Raw genomic sequence first — 21,161 nt, forward strand, 5'->3', positions numbered from 1 at the left:
TAGATTATTACATTAAAAACTATGAAAGTTACCGAACATATTGCTCAAAGTAAAGGAAAAACACTTCTCTCCTACGAAATTATTCCGCCTCAGAAAGGTCACGGAATTGGAGACTTGTACAAAAATATAGATCCGTTAATGGAGTTTAAACCCTCTTTTATAGATGTAACTACCTCCCGGGAAGAATATATTTACCTTGAAAAAGGCAATGGGCTTATGGAGCGTAAAATTTCCAGAATGAGACCAGGAACATTAGGGATTTGCGCTTCAATTCAGTATAAATATAATGTAGATACTGTTCCACATGTACTATGTGGTGGCTTTACTAAAGAAGAAACAGAATACCTGCTGGTAGACTGTCTTTATTTGGGAATTGATAATATAATGGCACTACGTGGCGATGCTATGAAAGGTGAAAAGTATTTTGAGCCAACTAAAGGTGGAAACCGTTATGCATCAGATCTTGTTACTCAGATTAATGATCTTGGAAAAGGAAAGTTTCTGCATGGCGAAATTTCAGGTAACGATCTCAACAATAGTTTCTGCATTGGTGTAGCAGGTTACCCTGAAAAGCACCTGGAGGCACCTTCTATGCAATATGATCTGAAAATGTTGAAACAGAAAGTAGAGTTGGGTGCAGATTATGTGGTAACTCAAATGTTTTTAGATAATCAGAAATACTTTGAATTTGTAAAACTAGCCCGTGAAGCTGGTATAGATGTTCCTATTATCCCGGGTATAAAACCTCTTGCTGTAAAAAAACACTTGCAGCTGCTTCCTCAGGTATTCAAAATAGATATTCCTGAAGATTTGGTAAATGCTGTGTCGCAATGCAATAATAATGAAGCTGTAAAGCAGGTGGGAGTTGAATGGTGTGTTCAGCAATGCAAGGAGTTATTAGATTTTGGTGTTCCTGCACTACATTTCTATACAATGGGTAAAAGTGATAATATCCAGAAAATTGTAAGCGAATTTTTCTAAGAATATTTTATAAAAATAAAAGAGGCTGTCTCAAAAGACTGTCTCTTTTTTTGTGCAATTTTTTATAAGATGTTTTTAATGTTTTATTTTTAGTGGTTCAAATTTTTTAGAATTCATTTTTTTCAGTTTTTGTGTTTATATTTTTAAAAAAAGTAGGATTTTCATCCTGCAAGAGCTAATTTCCGCAAGTTGTGAGCAATAGCTATCAAACCGGTTTCTATTTCGACTTTATTTTGGCCTCTGAGAAAAAATCTTTTAAATCCTTTGTTATGCTTAATTTGGGCAAAAACCGGTTCTACATCATGACATCTTTGCTTTCTGAGTTTTATACCACGTTTTGTATTGAGAAGCCGATGGGCTTTGTGCCGAAGTTTTGAAAGTGTTGGATTTGAGGGCGAAGAAGTTATTGTTTTGGATTTCTGATCTTTATCAAAATAATTATATTTGATGTAAGCCTTAATCTTTCTTTTTTTGAGAAGAATATAATTCTCTTCTGAGCCATATCCGGCATCCGTTACTATTTCTTTGGGGCGTTTATTATAAAGATATTCAAAGTTCTCAATGTGAGGCAGAAGGGTTTTAGTATCACCGGCATTGGGATGCAGGGTATAATTAATAATGAACTGATTCTCTGTACTGAGCTGAAGATTGTAAGCTGCTTTAAGCTGACCGTTACGCATGTGATCCTCCTTCATGCGCATAAAAGAAGCATCTGGGTCTGTTTTTGAGTAGCTGTTTCGCTGCCCAAGAATTTTCTGCTGTTTCTCGTATTTCTCAAGATTATCCGGCCAGTTCTTTTTGGCGTAATTAATCTTCTGACGAACTTTGGGGTCGATTTTCTTCTTTTTTAAAGTAGAATCTATCATTTCTATAACAGACTTTACTTTTTCTTTATCCATAGATTTAAAAACCACTTCCGAAATATCCTTCATTTCTTCTTTGGCTACTTGCTGGGTATAATTCCAGAGTTCTTCAAGCTGTGCTTCTATACGCTCTTTGTTATTCTTTATAGACTTGCCCCACACGAATGTATAACGGTTGGCATTGGCCTCTATTTTAGTTCCATCTGTAAAAACAGTTTGTAAACTTACCAGCCCTTCATTTTCTAAATAAAGCACAAGCTGGGCAAATATGTCTTTGATCTCACCTTTTAACCTTTCGCTCCTGAAACGATTTAATGTGTTGTGGTCAGGACGATTCATAGCACTAAGCCACATAAAGTGAATATTTTCTTTTAGAGCCTGTTCTAACTTTCTACTTGAATAAATATTACACAAATAGCCATAAACCAACACTTTTAACAGCATCTTGGGATGGTATACTCAGGTACCTCCAGGTTTGTAATTCCGGATTAAGTTACTGATATCAAGACCGTCTATAACTGCCGAAATAGTCCGGACAGGATGGTTATTTTCTATTAGTTCCGATAAATTTGGAGGAAAAAGAAAATTTTGCTTGGGATTGTAATCTTTAAAGACTACTTTTGAATTAATCGACACAAAGCAAATTAATCAATTTGCTGATATTAGGAAAGCTTTGGCTTTCCTTTTTTTATCCAGAAAAAAGGCTATCTCACTTTTGAGACAGCCTCTTTTGGGTATCTATACCTTTTAAAAAGCCTTATCAAATTTTGAAATCTTGATAAGGCTTTTGTAATTCTATACGAAATGGCTAAACAGCCTCTAATTGCAAAGACTTTAGGTTGTTGCAAATTTGTTCTGTTGTAGGTTTTCCTGAAGATGTGTGCCAGATAAACATTCCGCTTTCTACATTAAAGTAGTATTCTGTCTGCTCGTCCGAAACTTTAAACCAGTTAAGAGCTCCATTAGCCGCATTAATTCCAACCCAGTTAACTGCTGCCGTTTTCAGATCAAAGTTATATGGATTCTGATTTAGTGTGTCCTGAAAAATAATCTTGTTATCCAGAACATAAAGAACGCCACTTCCCTGGAAGGCTTTCATTTTTAATATTTTAGTTTGTTGCTTGCCCTTATTGTAACGTACAATAGCTTTAAGCTTGGCACCTTCTGGTAATGTAGCAAGTACAGCTTCCTGTTTTTTCTTTCTGCTTTGAGAAGCCAGAAATGCAATAAGGAAAATAAGTCCGATAAAGCCTAAAAAGGCAATAATGAACACGATTAAAAGTATAAAAATTGAATTCATTGTAATATATTTTCGTTATAACGTTGGATGTTTCTTAAATATTTTATTTCTGTCGAATAAATAACGATAAGTTATAAGTTTTCTTGTGATTGTTGTATCTAAGTTTTCTGCAATTTTAATCATTTTAGGATTGAAATCGCCTATCCACTGCATTTCTATTTCTTCAAAATGAGTAAATTTTCTTAGATGCAGTGTTCCTTCCCATATCATATAACCATCTATACCCTTTTTTTGCCATTCGGGTACAACACCAAAAACAAGTCCTACCATTTTTTTATTGGGTACAAATTGCCGGATAAATAAAAACTTTATTTTCTCCCATATTCCAAATTTACCATTCAGATACCGGAACCATTCATTCAGGTCCGGAAGATTTATCCACATAGCAACCGGACGTCTTTTTTCATATACAAACCAGGAGATATGTTCATTGATTACAGGTTTTATAATATGAAACATTTTTTTAACCTGTTTTGCATCCAGCTGCTTTCCTTCACCGTGTTTTGCCCATGCAGCATTATAAATATGGGTAAAATCCTCAGCATAGCGATCAAGATGCTTTATCTGCATTCTTTCTGCATGAATATCCGGATTTTGGCTAAGACGCGTATGTGCATTTATAAAACTGGAGCCGACTTCACTTGTTGTTTTTCGGGAAAAACATAATTGCTGAAAATATGGTTGAAAACCATAATTCTCAAAAAGCTTCTGATAGTAAGGGAAATTGTAATTCATCCTGTAAAGAGGTCTTGTAAAACCTTCTGTCAACAAACCCCAAAACTGATCTCTTTCACCAAAATTAATAGGGCCGTCCATAGCCTCTATACCTTTCTGTTGTAACCATTTTCTACAAAAATCGAAAATGAAATTAGCCGTTACCTGATCATTAATACAATCAAAAAAGCCAATTCCACCTGTTGGTTGATCTTGCTTATACTTATGGGTATAGAATACAGCTACACGACCTATTGTTTCTTGTTTTTCATTAGTGCATAGCCATCTGGAAGCTTCTCCGGAGCCAAAAAACTTATTCTTCACAGGATTGAAGATGTCTTCAACATCTTTGTCCATATTGCGGATAAAATTTTTATCTAGCCGATAGAGCCTTACAGGAAATTCAAGAAACTCTTTTCGCGTTATTCTATCAGTAACCTCAATCATCTTCAGCATAACACTTGTGTTTTGTCAGAGAAGTTACGAAAAATATTATTTTCTGTAAAGTTGTTGATACTTTAGAGGACTCTTACCTGTGATGTTTTTGAAACACTCATGAAAGCTGGTAAAATTATTGAAACCACTCGCAAAGCAAACCTCCTTTACAGACATTTGGTTTTCAATAAGCTTCTGACAAGCATCACCAATTCGGATTTCATTAACAAATTGTGTATAAGTTTTCCCTGTACGGGATTTAAAAAATTTACAAAATGAGTTAGGACTAAGGTTAGCTATTTCAGATACATCTTCCAAAGTTATTTTTTGAGTATAGTTAGATAAGGTGTAATTATAGATGTCAAGAATCCGATGTCTTTCATCTTCATCAAAATGATATTTAAAATTAGCTGAAGCTAAAAACTCGTATTCAGCAGATTCACTAATACTGTGTAAAGCTTCTAATAAACGTATAATTTTCAGAGTTCCATCACTTTCTACAATTTCCGGAATAAGATGTGTAAGCTTTTCCTTAGTTTCCCCTTTAATCTGAAATCCTCTGGAGCTAAGTGCCAGGGTCTTTTTCAATACCTGATTCTCAGGGAGCTTTAAGAAATCTTCACCCCAAAAATGTTCTCCAAAATGTATTACAAAAATTTCAACCTTATTTCTCTTAGGATTTTCGAAGTATTTTGCATCGAATAGCCAATAATGTGGAAGGTTTTTACCAATAAGAGCAACATCTCCTTCTTTAAAACGCTCAATACTATTACCCACATACTGAGTACCCGAACCTTTTCGAAAATAGATAAGCTCTAATACCATGTGGTAGTGCCATTTGTTGTTTACGTCGGGCATTATATCCTTTCTGGCATTGAAGGAATGTAGTGTATCTGAGGAGATTTTCAGGAACTGTGGCTTCATTATTTAGTTATATCAGTATCTAAAACATAAAATTAAACCTTTTTGGATAATATAGCTTAATAATTGGATAAAATACTGAAATTTTATTTTCTAAATAAAACCTTAATTTGTGTTAATAAAGTTTAAAAAAATATTTGATTCTTTATTGAATTGTTATGAAAGTTGGATTATTCGTGCCATGTTATATAGATATATTGTATCCTAAAGTTGGGATAGCAACTTATTCTTTATTAAAAAAGCTTGGTGTTGATGTTAGTTATCCAACTGGTCAGACCTGCTGTGGTCAGCCAATGGCCAATTCAGGTTATCAGCATCTTACATGCGATACTGACAGGAATTTTATTCAGCAATTCAAAGACTATGATGCTATTGTAGCTCCTTCAGGAAGTTGTGTTTTACATATTAAAGAGCATCTGAAGGGCGAAGGAAAGGAAAATAAAGATACAGCAATATGTATTCGTAAGAATATTTATGAGCTGACAGAATTTTTGACAGATGTATTGAAAGTTGAAAATCTTGAAGTTTCTTTTCCTCATAAAGTAGGCTTTCACCAAAGTTGTCATGGACAAAGAGGTTTAAAGCTTTCCGGTATGAGCGAATTAACAGCTCCTTATTTTTCAAAACCTGAACAATTATTAAATCAGGTGAAAGGAATAGAACTTATAGAATTAGATAAACAAGATGAGTGCTGTGGTTTTGGCGGAACATTTTGTGTTGCTGAAGAAGCTGTATCATCCAAAATGGGTAAAGACAGAGTAGATGATCATATAAAACACGGTGCAGAATATATTGCAGCTTGTGATATGTCTTGCCTTATGCACCTGGAAGGAATTCTGAAAAGAGAGAAAAGCACTGTGAAAGTGATGCACATAGCGGAGATTTTGAATACTTAATAAGTAAATTAATGAAGAATCACGCCGCTTTAGCAGAACAATTTAACCGGGATGAAGACCGTGTAGACTGGCACAACAAAACGTTGTGGTTTGTCCGCGAAAAGCGTGACCGACAGAGTAAACCGATTCCTGACTGGGAGAAGCTAAGAGAAACTGCATCTAAAATAAAATTAAATGTGCTTTCCAATCTCGATACCTATTTAATAGAGTTCGAGAAGAATGCTTTAGAAAATGGTATAAAGGTACACTGGGCTAAAGATGCAGCGGAGCATAACGCTATTGTACTTTCTGTTCTGGAGAAACATCAGGTAAAAAAGATGGTGAAAAGTAAATCTATGCTTACAGAAGAATGTCACCTGAACGATTATCTGGAGAAAAACGGAATAGAAGTAACAGATACCGATTTGGGAGAGCGTATTGTACAACTTGCTAAAGAACCGCCAAGTCATATTGTACTACCATGCATTCATAAGAAGAAAGAAGAAATCGGAGAGATTTTCCATGAGCATCTTAATACACCAAAAGGTCTTTCTGATCCACAGCAGTTAACAGAAATAGCACGCCAGGATCTTAGAAAAAAGTTTTTGCAAAGCCAGGCAGCTTTAACGGGAGTTAACTTTGCTGTTGCAGAAACCGGGGAGTTCGTGGTATGTACCAATGAAGGAAATGCAGATATGGGTGCGCATCTGGCAAATGTGCATATTGCCTGTATGGGATTGGAAAAAATAGTTCCGAAGCGTGAGCATCTGGGGGTTTTTCTTCGTCTTCTTACAAGAAGTGCTACTGGGCAGCCGATTACTACGTATTCCAGTCATTTCAGAAAACCAAGAGAAGGACAGGAAATGCACTTGGTAATTGTTGATAACGGCCGATCTGAGCAATTGGGTAGAGAAAAATTCAGAAATTCACTGAAGTGTATACGTTGCGGTGCCTGTTTTAATACATGTCCGGTGTACAGACGGAGCGGCGGACATAGCTATCATACAGCAGTTGCAGGGCCGATAGGCTCAGTACTAAGCCCGGCACGAAATATTGAGGAATACAAGGATCTACCTTTTGCATCTACATTATGTGGTTCATGTACTAATGTATGTCCGGTACAGATTGATTTGCATAATCAGCTGTATGAACTAAGACAAGAGGTTATTGCCTCAGGATTAGGAGAGCCGGTGAAAAACTTCTCTATGAAGCTGATGGCAAGGTCACTTTCCAATGCAAAAAAGTATGAGAAGCTTAGAAAAAAAGTAAAATTTGGGTATCGCTACACACCATTCCTTCTTAAAAGTGGTATGAATCCTTGGTATAAGCATCGGGAGATGCCTGAAATGCCAGAGAAAAGCTTTAAAGAATGGTATAAAAAGAATGTTGAGAATGGGAAGTAGAGAAGAAATTTTATCCAGAATTGCAAAAGTAAAGCCTGCAGGAAATGAATTGCCTGAAGACTTATCATTTATACTGGGAACCGGAAATCTTCTGGAGTCTTTTGTACAGACAGCCCGGAATAATGGTTCGCAGGTTACACTTGTAGAGAATACAGACGAGGTTTTAGCATACCTCAAAGAGAATATAGCATCTGATAAAAGAATAATCTCTAATATCAGTGCACTGAAAGAAGATTTGTACAGTGACAGCGATGAAATAACAGATCCGCATGAACTGGAAAATGTAGAAGTGGCTCTTATTGAAGGAAGTATAGGAGTAGCAGAGAATGCTGCAATCTGGATTACAGAAAAGCAAATGAAATATAGGGCATTACCTTTTATCACTCAGCATTTATTTGTGATATTAGCGGCCGATAAAATAGTAGCTCTGATGCATGATGCATATAAAATAATAGAGATAGAAGGCGGATTTTCATCTTTTATTTCAGGACCGTCTAAAACGGCGGATATAGAACAATCACTGGTGATTGGTGCACATGGTGCACGCAGCCACCACATATTTATAATGAATAACCAATAACCATGAAAGCTTAAATAAAAACTAACAAACTAATAACCATGAAAATTTAAGTGAAAAACGAAAAACTAATAACCACGAAGACCTTTACTTTATAGACCATGCAAAACATAACAACAGAGCAATCAACAAAAGCTTCATCAGAAAGGAGGAGAGGCTACCTTTTCCCACTGATTCTCGTTACGAGTCTCTTCTTCTTCTGGGGCTTTGTTCACAACCTGGACCCGGTGCTGATTCCGCACCTGAGAAAGGCCTTTCAGCTTACAGATTTAGAATCTTCCCTTGTGGATTTTTCTATATTTATTGCCTATTTTCTTATGGCAATACCTGCCGGAAATGTTATGCGTAAGTACGGCTATAAAAGCGGAATCATATTCGGACTCTGTCTGTTTGCATTAGGAGCCTTCCTTTTTATTCCGGCAGCCAATACCCAGAAGTACATTTTCTTCTTAGGAGCATTATTTGTTATAGCATGTGGATTGGCATTTCTGGAAACAGCAGCTAATCCTTATGTAACTATTCTAGGCCCTGAAGAAACTGCAACACGCAGATTAAACTTTTCCCAATCTTTCAACGGACTCGCAGCTTTTATAGCGCCAATTGTTGGAGGTAAATATATTCTGAGTGAACAATCTCTGACCGATGCGCAACTAAAAGCATTGTCCCCACAGGAACTCAGTGCTTATATTACTCAGGAAGCAGCCAGTGTAAAAGGACCATATCTGATCCTGGGAGTTATTATTGTCATTGTAATGCTTTTGTTTGTCTTTACCAAGTTACCCGATATTAAGCATGAAGACGATGGTGATAAATCGAAGATTTCCCATGCATGGAGGCACAAACATCTCCGTTGGGCAGTAGTTGCACAATTCTTTTATGTAGGAGCGCAGGTATGTGTACTAAGCTTTTTTATACGTTTTGTTGTCGTTTCTGCCGGAATTACGGAAAAAAATGCAGCGTTTTATTCAGGATTGGCAGGTCTGGCCTTTATGGTCGGGAGATTTGTCGGAACCTTCTTTATGAAATATGTAAAACCTAATAAGCTTTTAATGATCTACGCAGTTCTGAGTATGCTTCTCACTTTGGTGGCAGTATTCGGAAAAGGTGATATTACCATTTATGCGCTGATCGGAGTAGCTTTCTTTATGTCGATAATGTTCCCTACAATTTTTTCACTGGGAATAGCAGATTTGGGTAAAGATACCAAGATAGCATCTTCTCTTATTGTAATGTCTATAGTTGGAGGAGCAATATTACCATTAGGATTAGGCTATATTTCAGATGTTACCCATAGTATACAGTATGGCTATATTGTACCATTTATATGTTTCATTGTTGTATTTGCTTTTGGTAAATATGGCTGGAAACCAACCGAAGTATAGTCAGGTCAGCTTTAGCTGCTGATAAAACTTCGTTAATAATCAGAGAACATAATCATGAAAAATAAAATATTGAGAATTAACCCAAAGGACAATGTCTTAGTGGCACTACAGGATATTGAACAAGGTGAGAAAGTCCTTTTTGAAGGACTGGAATATGAGACCTTAGAGAAAATTCCCGCAAAGCATAAATTCTTCATGCAGGATCTTCCACAGGGAAGTGAGGTCATGATGTACGGCGTTCTGGTTGGAAAAACACAGTTCGATGTGAAGAAAGGAGCAAGGATGAATGTAGAAAATACCAAGCATGCTGCAGAGCCCTATGCATATCGCGATGTGGAATATGCATGGCAGGCGCCTGATACCTCAAAGTTTGAAAATAAAACTTTTGATGGCTATCACCGCAGCAATGGCGAAGTAGGAACAGCCAACTATTGGTTGTTTATTCCTACAGTATTTTGTGAAAACAGAAATCTGGATATCATTAAAGAAGCTTTGCACAACGAGCTGGGATATGCTGTAGGAGATAAATATAAAGATTATACCCATCATTTACTGGAAGCCTATCAGAAAGGTGAAGATTTGGAAAACATATCTTTAAATCCGGTTGTGGAAGTAAAAAATCGTGTTTTCAAAAATGTAGATGGTATCAAATTCCTGAATCATAGCGGTGGCTGTGGTGGGACCAGACAAGACTCTGCAACGCTTAGTAAGTTATTGGCATCCTATGCGGACCATCCGAATGTTGCCGGAATTACATTACTTAGCCTCGGTTGTCAGCATCTTCAGGTAGATAACTTTAAAAAAGATTTAAAAGAGAGGAATCCTAATTTCGATAAACCTCTTTTGGTATTTGAACAGCAAAAAACACAAAGTGAAGAAGCTTTAATTAGGCAGGCAATTCATGATACTTTTGTTGGGCTTACGGAAATTAATAAAATAGAAAGAAAGCCTGCAGGCCTGGATAAATTGGTATTAGGTGTTAAATGTGGCGGAAGTGATGGATTCAGCGGAATCTCTGCAAATCCGTCTGTAGGATATACCGCCGATTTGTTAGTAGGACTAGGCGGAAAAGTATTACTAGCTGAGTTTCCAGAATTGTGCGGAGCCGAGCAGGAAATGATAGATCGTTCTGTGGATAAAGAAACTGCAGAGAAATTTATCAAACTGATGACAGAATATGATACATTAGCGCATAAGGTGGGTTCAGGTTTTTATATGAATCCTTCACCGGGCAATATAAAAGATGGCCTTATCACTGACGCTATAAAATCAGTCGGAGCAGCCAGAAAAGGAGGTCTTTCTCCGGTGACTGATGTCTTGGATTATACTGAGAAAGCAACGAAGCCCGGACTGAGTTTAGTTTGTACTCCCGGAAATGATGTAGAAGCAACTACAGGAAAAGCAGCTTCAGGAGCTACCTTAATATTATTTACTACAGGATTAGGAACGCCAACGGGGAATCCGGTTTGTCCTACCATAAAAGTAGCAACCAATACATCATTGGCGATCAGAATGTCCGATATTATAGATATCGATACAGGGCCAATTATAGAAGGAAGCAAAACTATTGCAGAAATGGGAGAAGATATTCTCGATTATTGTATAGAAGTAGCAAGCGGAAGGATTACACCAAAAGCTGTTTTACTCAATCAGGATGATTTTATCCCCTGGAAAAGAGGAGTGAGCTTATAAGTACGAAGTTAGAAGTTAGAAAAACGTTGCGCGTTTTGCGTTTAAAAAAAATATAAAATGTTTTCATTAAAAAATAAAAAAGCAGTAATTACAGGAGGAGGAAGTGGTATAGGAAAAGCTATTTCTGAATTATTTGCCGAGCAGGGTGCAGAAGTTCATATCCTGGAGATTAGTGAAGCCAACGGAGCGGAAGCATTATCCGAAATAGAAGCAAAAGGCGGAAAAGCCTATGTTCATGTTTGTGATGTATCCAATCACCAACAGGTCAAAGACTTGTTTACGAGTATAGGAACCATTAATATATTGGTGAATAACGCCGGTATTGCTCATGTTGGTAAAGCAGACAATACTTCGGAAGAAGATTTTGATAAAATAGTAAATGTAAATATCAAAGGAGTTTACAACTGTTTGCATGCAGCTATTCCACAGTTGAAAGAATCTGGAAACGCAGTTATTCTCAATCTTGCATCTATTGCAGCATTGGTAGGTATTCCGGATAGGTTTGCTTACAGTACTGCAAAAGGAGCTGTAAAAGCAATGACGATGAGTGTAGCCAAAGACTACATCCTTGATAATATTCGTTGTAATTCTATTTCTCCGGCCAGAGTGCATACACCTTTTGTAGATGGGTTTTTACAAAAGAATTATCCTGACAGAATAGAGGAAATGTTTCAGAACCTTTCCAAAACTCAACCAATAGGAAGAATGGCAAATCCAAAAGAAATTGCAGCACTGGCATTGTATTTATGCAGTGACGAAGCTTCTTTTATTACAGGATGCGATTACCCTATTGACGGAGGTTTTACAACATTAAATAACTAATTTTAAACAAAGACAATGAAACTAATAAGATACGGAGCAGAAGGACAAGAAAAACCAGGTGTTATTATTGATGAGAAATACTACGATGTTTCTCACCTGGTGAATGATTATGATGAAAAGTTTTTCTCCGGGAATGCTATTGAAGAGTTAAAAGAAAAAATTGCTGCCGGCGGACTTACCGAAGTAGATCAGAATGTAAGACTGGGCGCACCACTGGCAAGACCTTCAAAAATTGTTTGCGTAGGACTTAACTATAAGGATCACGCCGAAGAAACTAATATGCCTATACCATCTGAACCTATTTTGTTTTTTAAATCTACATCAGCCTTAGTTGGTCCTAACGACGATCTGATAATTCCCAAAAACAGCACTAAAACAGACTGGGAGGTTGAACTGGCTATTATAATAGGAAAAAAAGCCAGCTATGTAGAAATGGAAAATGCATTTGATCATATTGCAGGCTACGCTTTGCACAATGATTACAGCGAAAGAGCTTTCCAGATCGAAAGAAACGGGCAATGGGTAAAAGGAAAAAGTGCAGATACATTTGCACCAATAGGCCCTTTTATCGCCACAAAAGATGAAATAAAAGATGTTAATAACCTGAGACTCTGGCTGAAAGTAAATGACAAAAAGGTTCAGGATGGTAATACTTCAAACTTTATCTTTGATGTAGCTTATATCGTAAGTTATATCAGTCAGTTTATGACCTTACTTCCGGGAGATGTAATCTCTACCGGAACACCTGCAGGAGTGGGAATGGGACAGAAACCTGAAGCATGGTATCTGAATCCTGGAGATGTAGTAGAATTAGGAATAGAAGGACTGGGAACAAGTAAACAAAATGTAAAAGCTTATTCCTAATGAGAAAATATGCACTAGCTTTAGATCTTAAAGACGACGACGAGTTAATTCGTCAATATGAAGAATACCACAAGCAGGTATGGCCTGAAATTCTGGAAAGCATCAAAAATTCCGGAATACAGAATATGGAAATCTACCGTACGGATAACCGACTTTTTATGATAATGGAGGTTGGAGACGATTTTTCCTTCGACGCAAAGGCTGAAGCAGATGCAGGAAACCCGAAAGTTCAGCAATGGGAAAATCTGATGTGGGATTATCAGCAGGCACTACCCAAATCTAAGCCTGGCGAAAAATGGGTGTTAATGGACAAAATATTTAGTCTGTAGAAAATGATAGACACTCACGTTCATTTCTGGCAATATGATGAGGTCCGCGATAGCTGGATCGATGAGAGTATGGAAGTTATCCGCAAAGACTTTTTGCCCTCTGATATCGAAGAATTGCTGGTAAGTAACAGCGTTGAGGGAATTGTTGCTGTACAGGCAGATCAGAGTCTTACAGAAACCAGATTTTTGCTGGATCTTGCAGAAAATAATCCTAAAATATTAGGAGTTGTAGGCTGGATAGATTTCCTGAGTGATAATTTCGAAGAGCAGTTGCATGCCTATAGAAAATATTCTAAACTAAAAGGCTGGCGACACATTGTACAGGCAGAACCGGAAGGCTTTTTAGCTTATCCACAGTTTGTGGATAATGTAAGAAAGCTGAAAGCGTATAATCATACCTACGATATTCTGGTTTATTATTCGCAATTGGGAGAGGCCATTAGTTTTGCTGAAAAACTTCCTGAGCAAAAACTGGTTTTGGATCATATGGGGAAACCGGATTTAAAAACACCAGAGATAGCTCTTTGGAAAAAGAATATTGCAGCATTGGCAAAATCTGAAAATGTATATTGCAAATTATCAGGACTGGTTACAGAAGCTGAAAAAGGAAAGTGGACAAAAGAAATGCTGGAGCCTTATTTAGATGTAATTTTCGAACATTTCGGAACATCCAGAATCATGTTTGGTAGTGACTGGCCGGTAATGCTTCTGAACACGAATTATACAGAATGGATACAGCTGGTAAAAAACTATATACAAAGATTTAGTAAAGAAGAACAGCAACAAATCCTAAGAGGAAATGCTGTTGATTTTTATAATTTATAGAACATGGATTTACAACTTGAAAATAAAATTATCATTGTAAGTGGCGGAGCCAAAGGCATTGGTGAAGGTATTGTACGGGTATTGGCTCAGGAAAAAGCAATTCCTGTTATCATCGGAAGAAGTGCTGAGGACAATCAGAAACTTATTGATGATTTGGCCGGGAAAAACCTGACAGCTTATGCTGTAGTTGCAGAATTGACTCATCCTGAGGAATGCAGAAAAGCTATAGATGAAATTATTACAAAGTTCGGAAGAATTGATGGACTGGTAAACAATGCAGGAGTTAATGATGGAGTAGGGTTGGAGAATGGGAGTTACGAGGCTTTTATGCAGTCATTGCATAAGAACCTTGTTCATTATTATCTTCTGGCACACTATGCACTTCCTGCTCTGAAAGAAAGTAAAGGATCTATTGTAAATATAGGAAGTAAAACTTCTGAAACCGGTCAGGGTGGAACTTCTGCTTATGCAGCATCCAATGGCGGCAGAAGTGGATTGACCAGAGACTGGGCTGTAGAATTATTGCCTTACAGCATCAGGGTAAATGCAGTAATTGTTGCTGAAGCTTATACACCATTATATGAAAAGTGGATCAAGACTTTTGATAACCCCGAGGCTAAGCTGAAATCTATAACAGATAAAATTCCATTTGAAAAGAGAATGACAACTACAGAGGAAATAGCCAACATGGTAGTATTTCTATTGTCAGAAAAGTCCAGTCATACGACCGGACAGCTTATTCATGTCGATGGTGGTTATGTACACCTCGACAGAGCTTTATAAATACTTCATCACAAATATTATTATTTTAACTTTTCAAAAAAAGAGTGTTGTCTTCGGGTAGCGCTCTTTTATTTTTCACTGATTGTAAAACAAAAAACCTTATAGGTCTTCAAGACCTATAAGGTTTATAAGTATGCGAATGAATATAAGAGCCTGTCGAAGTCTAATATTTTTTTAATCAAAATTTAAACAGGCGCTTAACTTAATTATTTCTGAAGATCACTTTCGAAAAAGGCCATGGTACTGCCAATCCAGATTGCATCTTTCTTATTGAAATTTACATTCACCATTTCCGCTTTGGTCATTCTTACAAGATTTACCAGGAATTCTAATTTGTTACTTCCTTCCGCTTTACCAAACAATAGACGGATTTCTGCTTTAGAAAATTCACCGTTGATATCCTCAAATATTGGAGCATAGTTCACTTTTCTCTGCAGTATATAATTTTCTTTGTCACTTATACTGTCAATATCTTCCTGCTTGGGATGTATGTTTACACCACTTCCTGCGAAAGAGAAAAGAGGTTTTAATACATACTGGCTATAATCTAAGTCATCGGGAGCTTCATTCAGAAAATAACTTTTCGGAACATAAGCATGGCTCAGCTTTGGAAGGATAAATTTAGAAACCTTGAAAAACCAGTTAGGATGTGTTACCCAGGTTACATCCACATCATCTGTAAAATGAAAATCAGTTTTCAGATCCGGAATATTATCCAGTTCATCAAAGATTACCCGATTGTAAATACGGTTTACTTTGATCTTTCTCCCGTTGTCCTCGTAGAAAAGCTGTCGGCCTTCTTTTATAAGCTTGGTCAGGCAAATGGTTTTTATGCCCAGGAAATTTTCAGTTACACTAAAGTCTACAGCTGTCTTTTGCTGTTCAGGAAATATTTCCAGCAGAATGACATTCTCCGGATTTTCGTTTCCGATAATAATATTCCTTAGTTTCTCGATGTAATCATTTATTGGGATACGCCTTTTGAAAGTATCCAGGAAAGGATATACGGATCTTAAATCTTCCTCATACTGGCGTTGAAAACCAAAAAGGGAAGGGAAAGCCTGTAATTCTATTAGCTGAGGTTCCAGCTCTCCGGATTCATTTCTGCATATTCCGAAATCAATTGCCAGAAAATGATAATGGGAGTCATCACCTGGAACCAAAGACTGAGAAGGGATCGCTTTGTTTAGTTCTTCGGCAGAAAAAGAATCTATTTGCTGAATAATAGACTCGGCTGCATTAAATAGTTTTTCCTGAAAAACTTTATCAACAAAAATTGGACTTTCCGAAAGTCTGAATCCAATTTCTGTAGATGAATGTTGTTGACAGGTATCTTTTAGTTTTTGATATTTCTCTGGTGAGAAAGCATCATTAAACTGCTTTCTGAGATTAGGAATCATATCATATTTGTGTTTTTAGGCCAGTGAAACAGTTTTGGAAATCTGCTGTGCGGCAAACTCCAAAAATACTGGCAGGATTTCTTTTCTTGTGAGTACTACTTTATCTTCATCGTCAATACGGTCAATAGTTTCCTGATATTTATCCAATCCGTAATCCTCTATAATACTGTTCTTGTATTTTTCAACTTTCAGAGATTCTAAAAATCCTTTCGGATCTGCTTCGGGGTGAAATTGAGTTCCAAATATTTCATCGGAAAACCGAATAGCCATTACAGCCCTTTCCAGGTCAATATATGGGCGCTCTTTTTCCAGTGCCAGAATCTGCATACCATGTTTCTCCAGATGATCCGTTTTAGGCTGGATAACCTGATAGGCTCTGGAATCTACTGCATAAAAAGGTTCGGGAAGATTTTTCAGTAAAAAATCCTTTTCACCGGCTTCTGTCTTATGGATCGGCATAACTCCGAAAGAATAAGATTTTCTTTGGGTAACTTCTGCCAAATCCCAATAAATGCAGGCCAGCTGGAATGAATGGCAAATAAGGAACATATATTTTTTGGATTCCTGTTCTTTGTTGTGTTTCCATATAGCATTGAGGAAACGATTGTAATTCTCTTCCCATACAAAACCTTCTTTATGAGGATTTCCAGGACCTCCGGAGGAAATGAAGATATCGAAATCTTCAATTTTAGGCATTTCGTATTGATGACGAACATCAAAAATCTCAATACTAACCTGATATCCGGAATTTGCTTTGAAAGTTTCCGATATATCCTTTATATTTCGCATCCCTTGGTTAGGATGATTGTTGTTCATGTCGAGTATTGCGATTCTTATTTCGTGGTTCATAATCTGTATATTTTCTACAAATGTAATAAAGTAAAAAGTTGTTTTTCAGTGTTCAGGGATGTTAAAGTACGGATTTTTCGGTTTCACGAATCATATAGTCTACCACCTTTTTAATATCTCCGGTTTCGTGGAATATCTTTAATTGTCGGTCGGCACCGGTACCTGTTTTTATAATTTCACGGGCATATTCTACTTCTTTTCGGCAGCCTAATTCATCAACAACATCATCTATAAATTCCAATAATTCATCAAGCAGAATTGCATAAGGCACGCTGGCTTCTTTACCAAAGTCAATAAGGTCTGCATGTATTCCGTCTTTAGAAGCCCGCCACTTGTTCTCACTCAACAATAATCTGCGGTAAGAACGGAAACTGATGTTCTGCCTGTGCATTTTATAGATTTTCGCAACTAAGGATTGCATAATTGCAGCAAGACAGGTGGTCTCATCTATTGTAAAAGGCATATCACAAATCCTAAATTCTATGGTTGGATAAAAAGGATGCACGCGAAGATCCCACCATATCTTTTTAGCATTGTCTATAGTACCGGTTTTTATCATCAGGTTAACATAAGCATCAAATTCTGCAACACTGCTAAAATAACTTGGAATACCTGTTCTCGGAAACTTGGCGAAAACTTCCTGACGATAAGATTTAAAGCCCGTAAGTCTGCCTACCCAAAAAGGTGAGTTGGTAGAAAGCGCATAAACATGGGGTAGAAAGTAGCGCATTACATTCTGAATACGAATTCCTTCTTCTCTGTCCGGGATTCCAATATGTACGTGAAGACCAAAGATCAGGTTAGATCTGGCGACATCGCCCATGTCATTTACAATTTTGTTATAACGTTCGGCTTTGGTAATGATATTATCTTTCCAATGAGAGAAAGGATGGGTTCCTCCTCCGGAAACACGAAGCCCCTGATCGTGTGCTATTTTTACCAACTGACGCCGCAGGCTGGTGAGCTCCTCACGCGCCTGTTGAATATTCTGACAAATACCTGTTTCCATTTCTACCATGGACTCATGCATTTCATGCTTGAGATTTTCACTCAATATTGCCTTTCCACTTTCTATAATTTTGGAAACGTGTGAAACCAAATCCCGGCTTTCTGCATCGATAATCTGATACTCCTCTTCTATACCTATTGTGAATTTATGCATTTTGTGTGTTTTTAATTTTTAGTTTGAGAAGCCCGCATATTGCGGATTTATTTTACAGAATCTTTTACGAAAGTTCCCCACGAAATATTCGGCTTGCCCGGAACATATTCATTAGCTTTTTCAATAGCCAGTTTAGCAGCGTGTTCTACAATCCATTCGAAGTTTTCCTCTCCTACAGAATTTCTGTCGGCATCTGGTGCTGGATTGCAGAAATCGATAGCGTAAGGAATACCATCTCTTACAGCAAACTCTACAGTATTAAAATCGTAACCTAAAGCCTCATTCATTTTAATAGTATAGTTATGAATGGTTTTTAGTAAGTCTTCTAATTGCTTTCCTGAATACTGCGATTTTGCCGCATATCGTAAATGATGCGGATTTCTTGGCTCGTAAGGCATGATGTGAACATATTTTTTGCCCAGACAGTATACACGATAGTAGTCTTCAAAAATAATTTCTTCCTGTACCATCATGACTAGTTGCTCCGTTTCCGCAAGTTTATTCCACAAGTCCTCCGGACTTTCTACGCGATAAACATTTCTCCAGCCACCACCATCATGAGGTTTCATATAAGCTGGAAAACCTACATAATTGAAAATATATTCCCAGTTATGCGGGAAAGTTAGGTTTCTGAACGACGTTTCGCTTGTATTGGTTGGTCTGTCATTGGACGGCAGCAAAACCGTTTTCGGCAAAGGAATTCCCAGTTTAGTCATTAGTGCATTGTTAAAGAACTTCTCATCTGCACTCCACCAAAAGGGATTGTTGATAACGTAAGTACCATTAAGTGCTGCATTTTTTAGATAAGCACGATAGAAAGGAACATCCTGAGAAATCCGGTCTATAATTACTGCATAGCCATAATCTGCACCTTGTTCCAGTACATCAATCTTAACCGGTTCAGCGATAATCTCACCTTTTCCCAGTTCGTTTACTTTATCTATAAATGCCCAAGGGAAAGTATCTTCCATCCCAAATAGTATTCCGACTTTTTTTGCCATAATTGTATTTTTTTCTGTATTAAATATTTTAGTTAAGAGTGTCTTTATGAGAAATAAGCGCTTATAAATTTTGGAAAAACCATTCTCCACAAGGGCCAGTCATGGTTAATCCATTTAGCTTCATCGTACCAATGGTCAATTCCCTTCGAGCGTAGAATATTGGACATTCGGATATTTTTATCCAGACAAACATCCTGATCGGAGGTGCTGAGGACAATATGCATATGCCCGAATTTCCAGGAAGCATCGTCCCGCATAAATTCCTCGGGGCAATTGAAATAAACAGTATCGTTGCTAAAACCATCCATGAAATTTCGGATAGAGAAAGCTCCGGACATCGCTATAAGGTGGGAAATTACATCCGGATAGCGGAAAGCAAAATTGGTGGCATGATAAGCACCAAAGCTACAACCGGCAATTGCTACACGATGTACCTGATGAGTTTTCTGGATAAACGGAATATATTCCCGGATAAGAAACTGGACATAGTTCTCATAACGCCATATTCTTTCCTGAGGGGAAATATTGTCGTTGTAGAAGTTCTCTTTGTCCAATGTTTCCAGATTAAACAGCTTTACCTTTCCGCTCTCTGTGAAATGATCTATAGATCCGTTAAGATGAAAATCGGAGTTTTGAGTAAGGCTTCCTTGCGACGTTGGGAACATAATAATAGGATGTCCGAAATGCCCTGTCACCTGGATATTTATTTTTCTCCCTAAAATATGGGAATAATAGTCTGTGTATTCTACCTGTGGCATATTTGTGTTTTTAGTGTTTAGGATGTTGGTTTTGCCTGTGGAGGAAGAATGCTAAGATGATGTGCATAGATTTTTTCTGCTGCATCATCCAATGCCTCGGTTATTTTATCAGCAGAATCTGACTTATACAGAAGGCTGATATGATGTTCCAGATTTAAGGACTTTACCAGTTCCTCTCTTTGGAAATCGGTAATGTCAGGATGTTTGTCTTTTGCCAGAGCGATGATGAGCCCGGAAAAATAATTTCTCTCATAACTAAGATCATATTTGTTCTTATTGAGAACATCCGTTTCAATTTTTGCCCATTCCCGCCAAAGATTTATATTAGTAGATGCTTCCACCATATCCGGAATATGTGCTCCGCCTACACGGGAAGATGTTTCCAGAAAGTAAAATTTTTCATCTTCATTACTTTTGATAAATTCCGAATGGGTAGCACCATGTACGATCCCAAATTTGGAAAGAACTTGTTGATTTATTTCTGCTAAGCTTTTAAAATCTTCTGAATTTTCTGCAAGCGTCTTGGTTCGGAAGATACCACCATCATGCGATACTGCCATAGGAGGAGAAAGGTATTTGGAGCAGGAAATAAATTTAATTTCTTTATTGTAAACTAAACAGTCCACATGAAAAACATCTCCGGGCTTGAATACTTCCAACAAAAAATGAATGCGGTCTTCACCAAGTTTTTCCATCACTTTCCAAAGTTCTTCTGCCGAACGTATTTTCTTTATACCACTGGCAGATGCTTCAGATCGAGGTTTAAGAACCCAGGGTGCAGGATTCTCTTCAATAAACTTTGCAATAACGCTATCATTAAAAACAGGAGCGAAAGGAGGAATGTTAATTCCGCTGTCCTTTGCCATCTGGCGCATAGCCAGTTTATCTCTGAAATATCGATACGTCGTTTGTCCCATTCCCTGTATACGGAATGTTTCCCGGATTAGCGCAGCCTTTTCCACATCGAAATCGTCTAAAGCGATAACGGTATCTATATTGTGGATCTTCATAAGATAGGCAAATCCCTGTATCATATGGTCGGAATTCCAGACTGAAGGCTCTGTTTCCGGCATGTAATAAACCTCGTCTATGGCATGCCAGGGCCAGTTTTTTTCTTTCAGGCTTTCGGAAGTGATCAGGATGACTTTATTGCCCAGCTTTTTGCATTCATCCATAAAATCATAGCCTTTGTAATAGCTGGAAAGGCAAACGAATGTTTTCATCT

At 37.4% G+C, this 21,161-nt stretch carries 20 protein-coding genes and 1 pseudogene; 11 read left to right on the forward strand and 10 right to left on the reverse strand.

The features are described 5' to 3' along the window. The first annotated feature begins 21 nt into the window (after window positions 1-21). Window positions 22-981 carry a methylenetetrahydrofolate reductase [NAD(P)H] gene (gene metF, locus BAZ10_RS13280; protein ID WP_078772436.1) on the forward strand — a complete coding sequence of 320 codons (960 nt, stop codon included), beginning with the start codon at window positions 22-24 and terminating at the stop codon, window positions 979-981. Window positions 982-1,142: 161 nt separating this feature from the next. Here the strand turns inward: metF and BAZ10_RS13285 are convergent. The 4 genes and pseudogenes from BAZ10_RS13285 to BAZ10_RS13300 form a co-directional block, all read right to left on the reverse strand. Continuing rightward, window positions 1,143-2,474: pseudogene (locus BAZ10_RS13285) on the reverse strand (IS1182 family transposase). A 178-nt stretch (window positions 2,475-2,652) separates the two neighbouring features. Beyond that, window positions 2,653-3,144, reverse strand: coding sequence for a hypothetical protein (locus BAZ10_RS13290; RefSeq protein WP_059325814.1), 492 nt, complete (start codon window positions 3,142-3,144; stop codon window positions 2,653-2,655). Between the two features lie 15 nt (window positions 3,145-3,159). After that, window positions 3,160-4,314 carry a hypothetical protein gene (locus BAZ10_RS13295; RefSeq protein WP_311316304.1) on the reverse strand — a complete coding sequence of 385 codons (1,155 nt, stop codon included), beginning with the start codon at window positions 4,312-4,314 and terminating at the stop codon, window positions 3,160-3,162. Window positions 4,315-4,350: 36 nt separating this feature from the next. Further along, on the reverse strand, window positions 4,351-5,217 hold the full coding sequence (locus tag BAZ10_RS13300) for an AraC family transcriptional regulator (RefSeq protein WP_078772437.1): 867 nt from the start codon (window positions 5,215-5,217) through the stop codon (window positions 4,351-4,353). 155 nt (window positions 5,218-5,372) lie between these two features. On the opposite strand from BAZ10_RS13300, the gene BAZ10_RS13305 reads away from it, so the two are divergent. The 10 genes from BAZ10_RS13305 to BAZ10_RS13350 all read left to right on the forward strand — a co-directional run bounded on the left by BAZ10_RS13305 (window position 5,373) and on the right by BAZ10_RS13350 (window position 14,766). Then, on the forward strand, window positions 5,373-6,110 hold the full coding sequence (locus BAZ10_RS13305) for a (Fe-S)-binding protein (protein ID WP_078772438.1): 738 nt from the start codon (window positions 5,373-5,375) through the stop codon (window positions 6,108-6,110). An 11-nt stretch (window positions 6,111-6,121) separates the two neighbouring features. Next, window positions 6,122-7,492, forward strand: coding sequence for a lactate utilization protein B (locus BAZ10_RS13310; protein WP_078772439.1), 1,371 nt, complete (start codon window positions 6,122-6,124; stop codon window positions 7,490-7,492). Continuing rightward, window positions 7,482-8,072, forward strand: coding sequence for a LutC/YkgG family protein (locus tag BAZ10_RS13315; protein ID WP_078772440.1), 591 nt, complete (start codon window positions 7,482-7,484; stop codon window positions 8,070-8,072). The genes BAZ10_RS13310 and BAZ10_RS13315 overlap by 11 nt, the downstream gene beginning before the upstream one ends. 98 nt (window positions 8,073-8,170) lie before the next feature. After that, window positions 8,171-9,451 carry an L-fucose:H+ symporter permease gene (fucP, locus tag BAZ10_RS13320; RefSeq protein WP_078772441.1) on the forward strand — a complete coding sequence of 427 codons (1,281 nt, stop codon included), beginning with the start codon at window positions 8,171-8,173 and terminating at the stop codon, window positions 9,449-9,451. A gap of 54 nt (window positions 9,452-9,505) precedes the next feature. Continuing rightward, window positions 9,506-11,143, forward strand: a complete 1,638-nt coding sequence (locus BAZ10_RS13325) for a UxaA family hydrolase (protein ID WP_078772442.1) — start codon at window positions 9,506-9,508, stop codon at window positions 11,141-11,143. A gap of 57 nt (window positions 11,144-11,200) precedes the next feature. Further along, complete coding sequence (locus BAZ10_RS13330; RefSeq protein ID WP_078772443.1) at window positions 11,201-11,965, forward strand: SDR family NAD(P)-dependent oxidoreductase; 765 nt, start codon at window positions 11,201-11,203, stop codon at window positions 11,963-11,965. Window positions 11,966-11,980: 15 nt separating this feature from the next. Further along, on the forward strand, window positions 11,981-12,829 hold the full coding sequence (locus BAZ10_RS13335; RefSeq protein ID WP_024567357.1) for a fumarylacetoacetate hydrolase family protein: 849 nt from the start codon (window positions 11,981-11,983) through the stop codon (window positions 12,827-12,829). Then, window positions 12,829-13,158: an L-rhamnose mutarotase gene (locus BAZ10_RS13340; RefSeq protein ID WP_078772444.1), complete on the forward strand. Its 330-nt coding sequence runs from the start codon at window positions 12,829-12,831 to the stop codon at window positions 13,156-13,158. Before BAZ10_RS13335 ends, BAZ10_RS13340 begins: the two co-directional genes overlap by 1 nt. A gap of 3 nt (window positions 13,159-13,161) precedes the next feature. Beyond that, window positions 13,162-13,983, forward strand: a complete 822-nt coding sequence (locus BAZ10_RS13345) for an amidohydrolase family protein (RefSeq protein WP_078772445.1) — start codon at window positions 13,162-13,164, stop codon at window positions 13,981-13,983. A 3-nt stretch (window positions 13,984-13,986) separates the two neighbouring features. Beyond that, window positions 13,987-14,766, forward strand: coding sequence for an L-fucose dehydrogenase (locus BAZ10_RS13350; protein WP_078772446.1), 780 nt, complete (start codon window positions 13,987-13,989; stop codon window positions 14,764-14,766). 206 nt (window positions 14,767-14,972) lie between these two features. Here BAZ10_RS13350 and BAZ10_RS13355 read toward each other — a convergent pair whose 3' ends face one another. The 6 genes from BAZ10_RS13355 to BAZ10_RS13380 all read right to left on the reverse strand — a co-directional run bounded on the left by BAZ10_RS13355 (window position 14,973) and on the right by BAZ10_RS13380 (window position 21,159). Beyond that, window positions 14,973-16,166, reverse strand: coding sequence for an ATP-grasp domain-containing protein (locus BAZ10_RS13355; RefSeq protein ID WP_078772447.1), 1,194 nt, complete (start codon window positions 16,164-16,166; stop codon window positions 14,973-14,975). A gap of 15 nt (window positions 16,167-16,181) precedes the next feature. Beyond that, window positions 16,182-17,015, reverse strand: coding sequence for a type 1 glutamine amidotransferase (locus BAZ10_RS13360; protein WP_078772448.1), 834 nt, complete (start codon window positions 17,013-17,015; stop codon window positions 16,182-16,184). A 61-nt stretch (window positions 17,016-17,076) separates the two neighbouring features. Beyond that, window positions 17,077-18,177 carry a carboxylate-amine ligase gene (locus tag BAZ10_RS13365; RefSeq protein ID WP_078772449.1) on the reverse strand — a complete coding sequence of 367 codons (1,101 nt, stop codon included), beginning with the start codon at window positions 18,175-18,177 and terminating at the stop codon, window positions 17,077-17,079. 47 nt (window positions 18,178-18,224) lie between these two features. Beyond that, a complete protein-coding gene (locus BAZ10_RS13370; protein WP_078772450.1) occupies window positions 18,225-19,178 on the reverse strand; it encodes an ATP-grasp domain-containing protein in 954 nt (317 codons plus the stop codon). A gap of 44 nt (window positions 19,179-19,222) precedes the next feature. Beyond that, a complete protein-coding gene (locus BAZ10_RS13375) occupies window positions 19,223-19,936 on the reverse strand; it encodes an alpha/beta fold hydrolase (protein ID WP_078772451.1) in 714 nt (237 codons plus the stop codon). A 17-nt stretch (window positions 19,937-19,953) separates the two neighbouring features. Continuing rightward, window positions 19,954-21,159: an ATP-grasp domain-containing protein gene (locus BAZ10_RS13380; RefSeq protein ID WP_078772452.1), complete on the reverse strand. Its 1,206-nt coding sequence runs from the start codon at window positions 21,157-21,159 to the stop codon at window positions 19,954-19,956. Window positions 21,160-21,161 lie beyond the last annotated feature (2 nt).

This window comes from Elizabethkingia occulta, assembly GCF_002023715.1.
In the GTDB taxonomy this organism is placed as follows: domain Bacteria; phylum Bacteroidota; class Bacteroidia; order Flavobacteriales; family Weeksellaceae; genus Elizabethkingia; species Elizabethkingia occulta.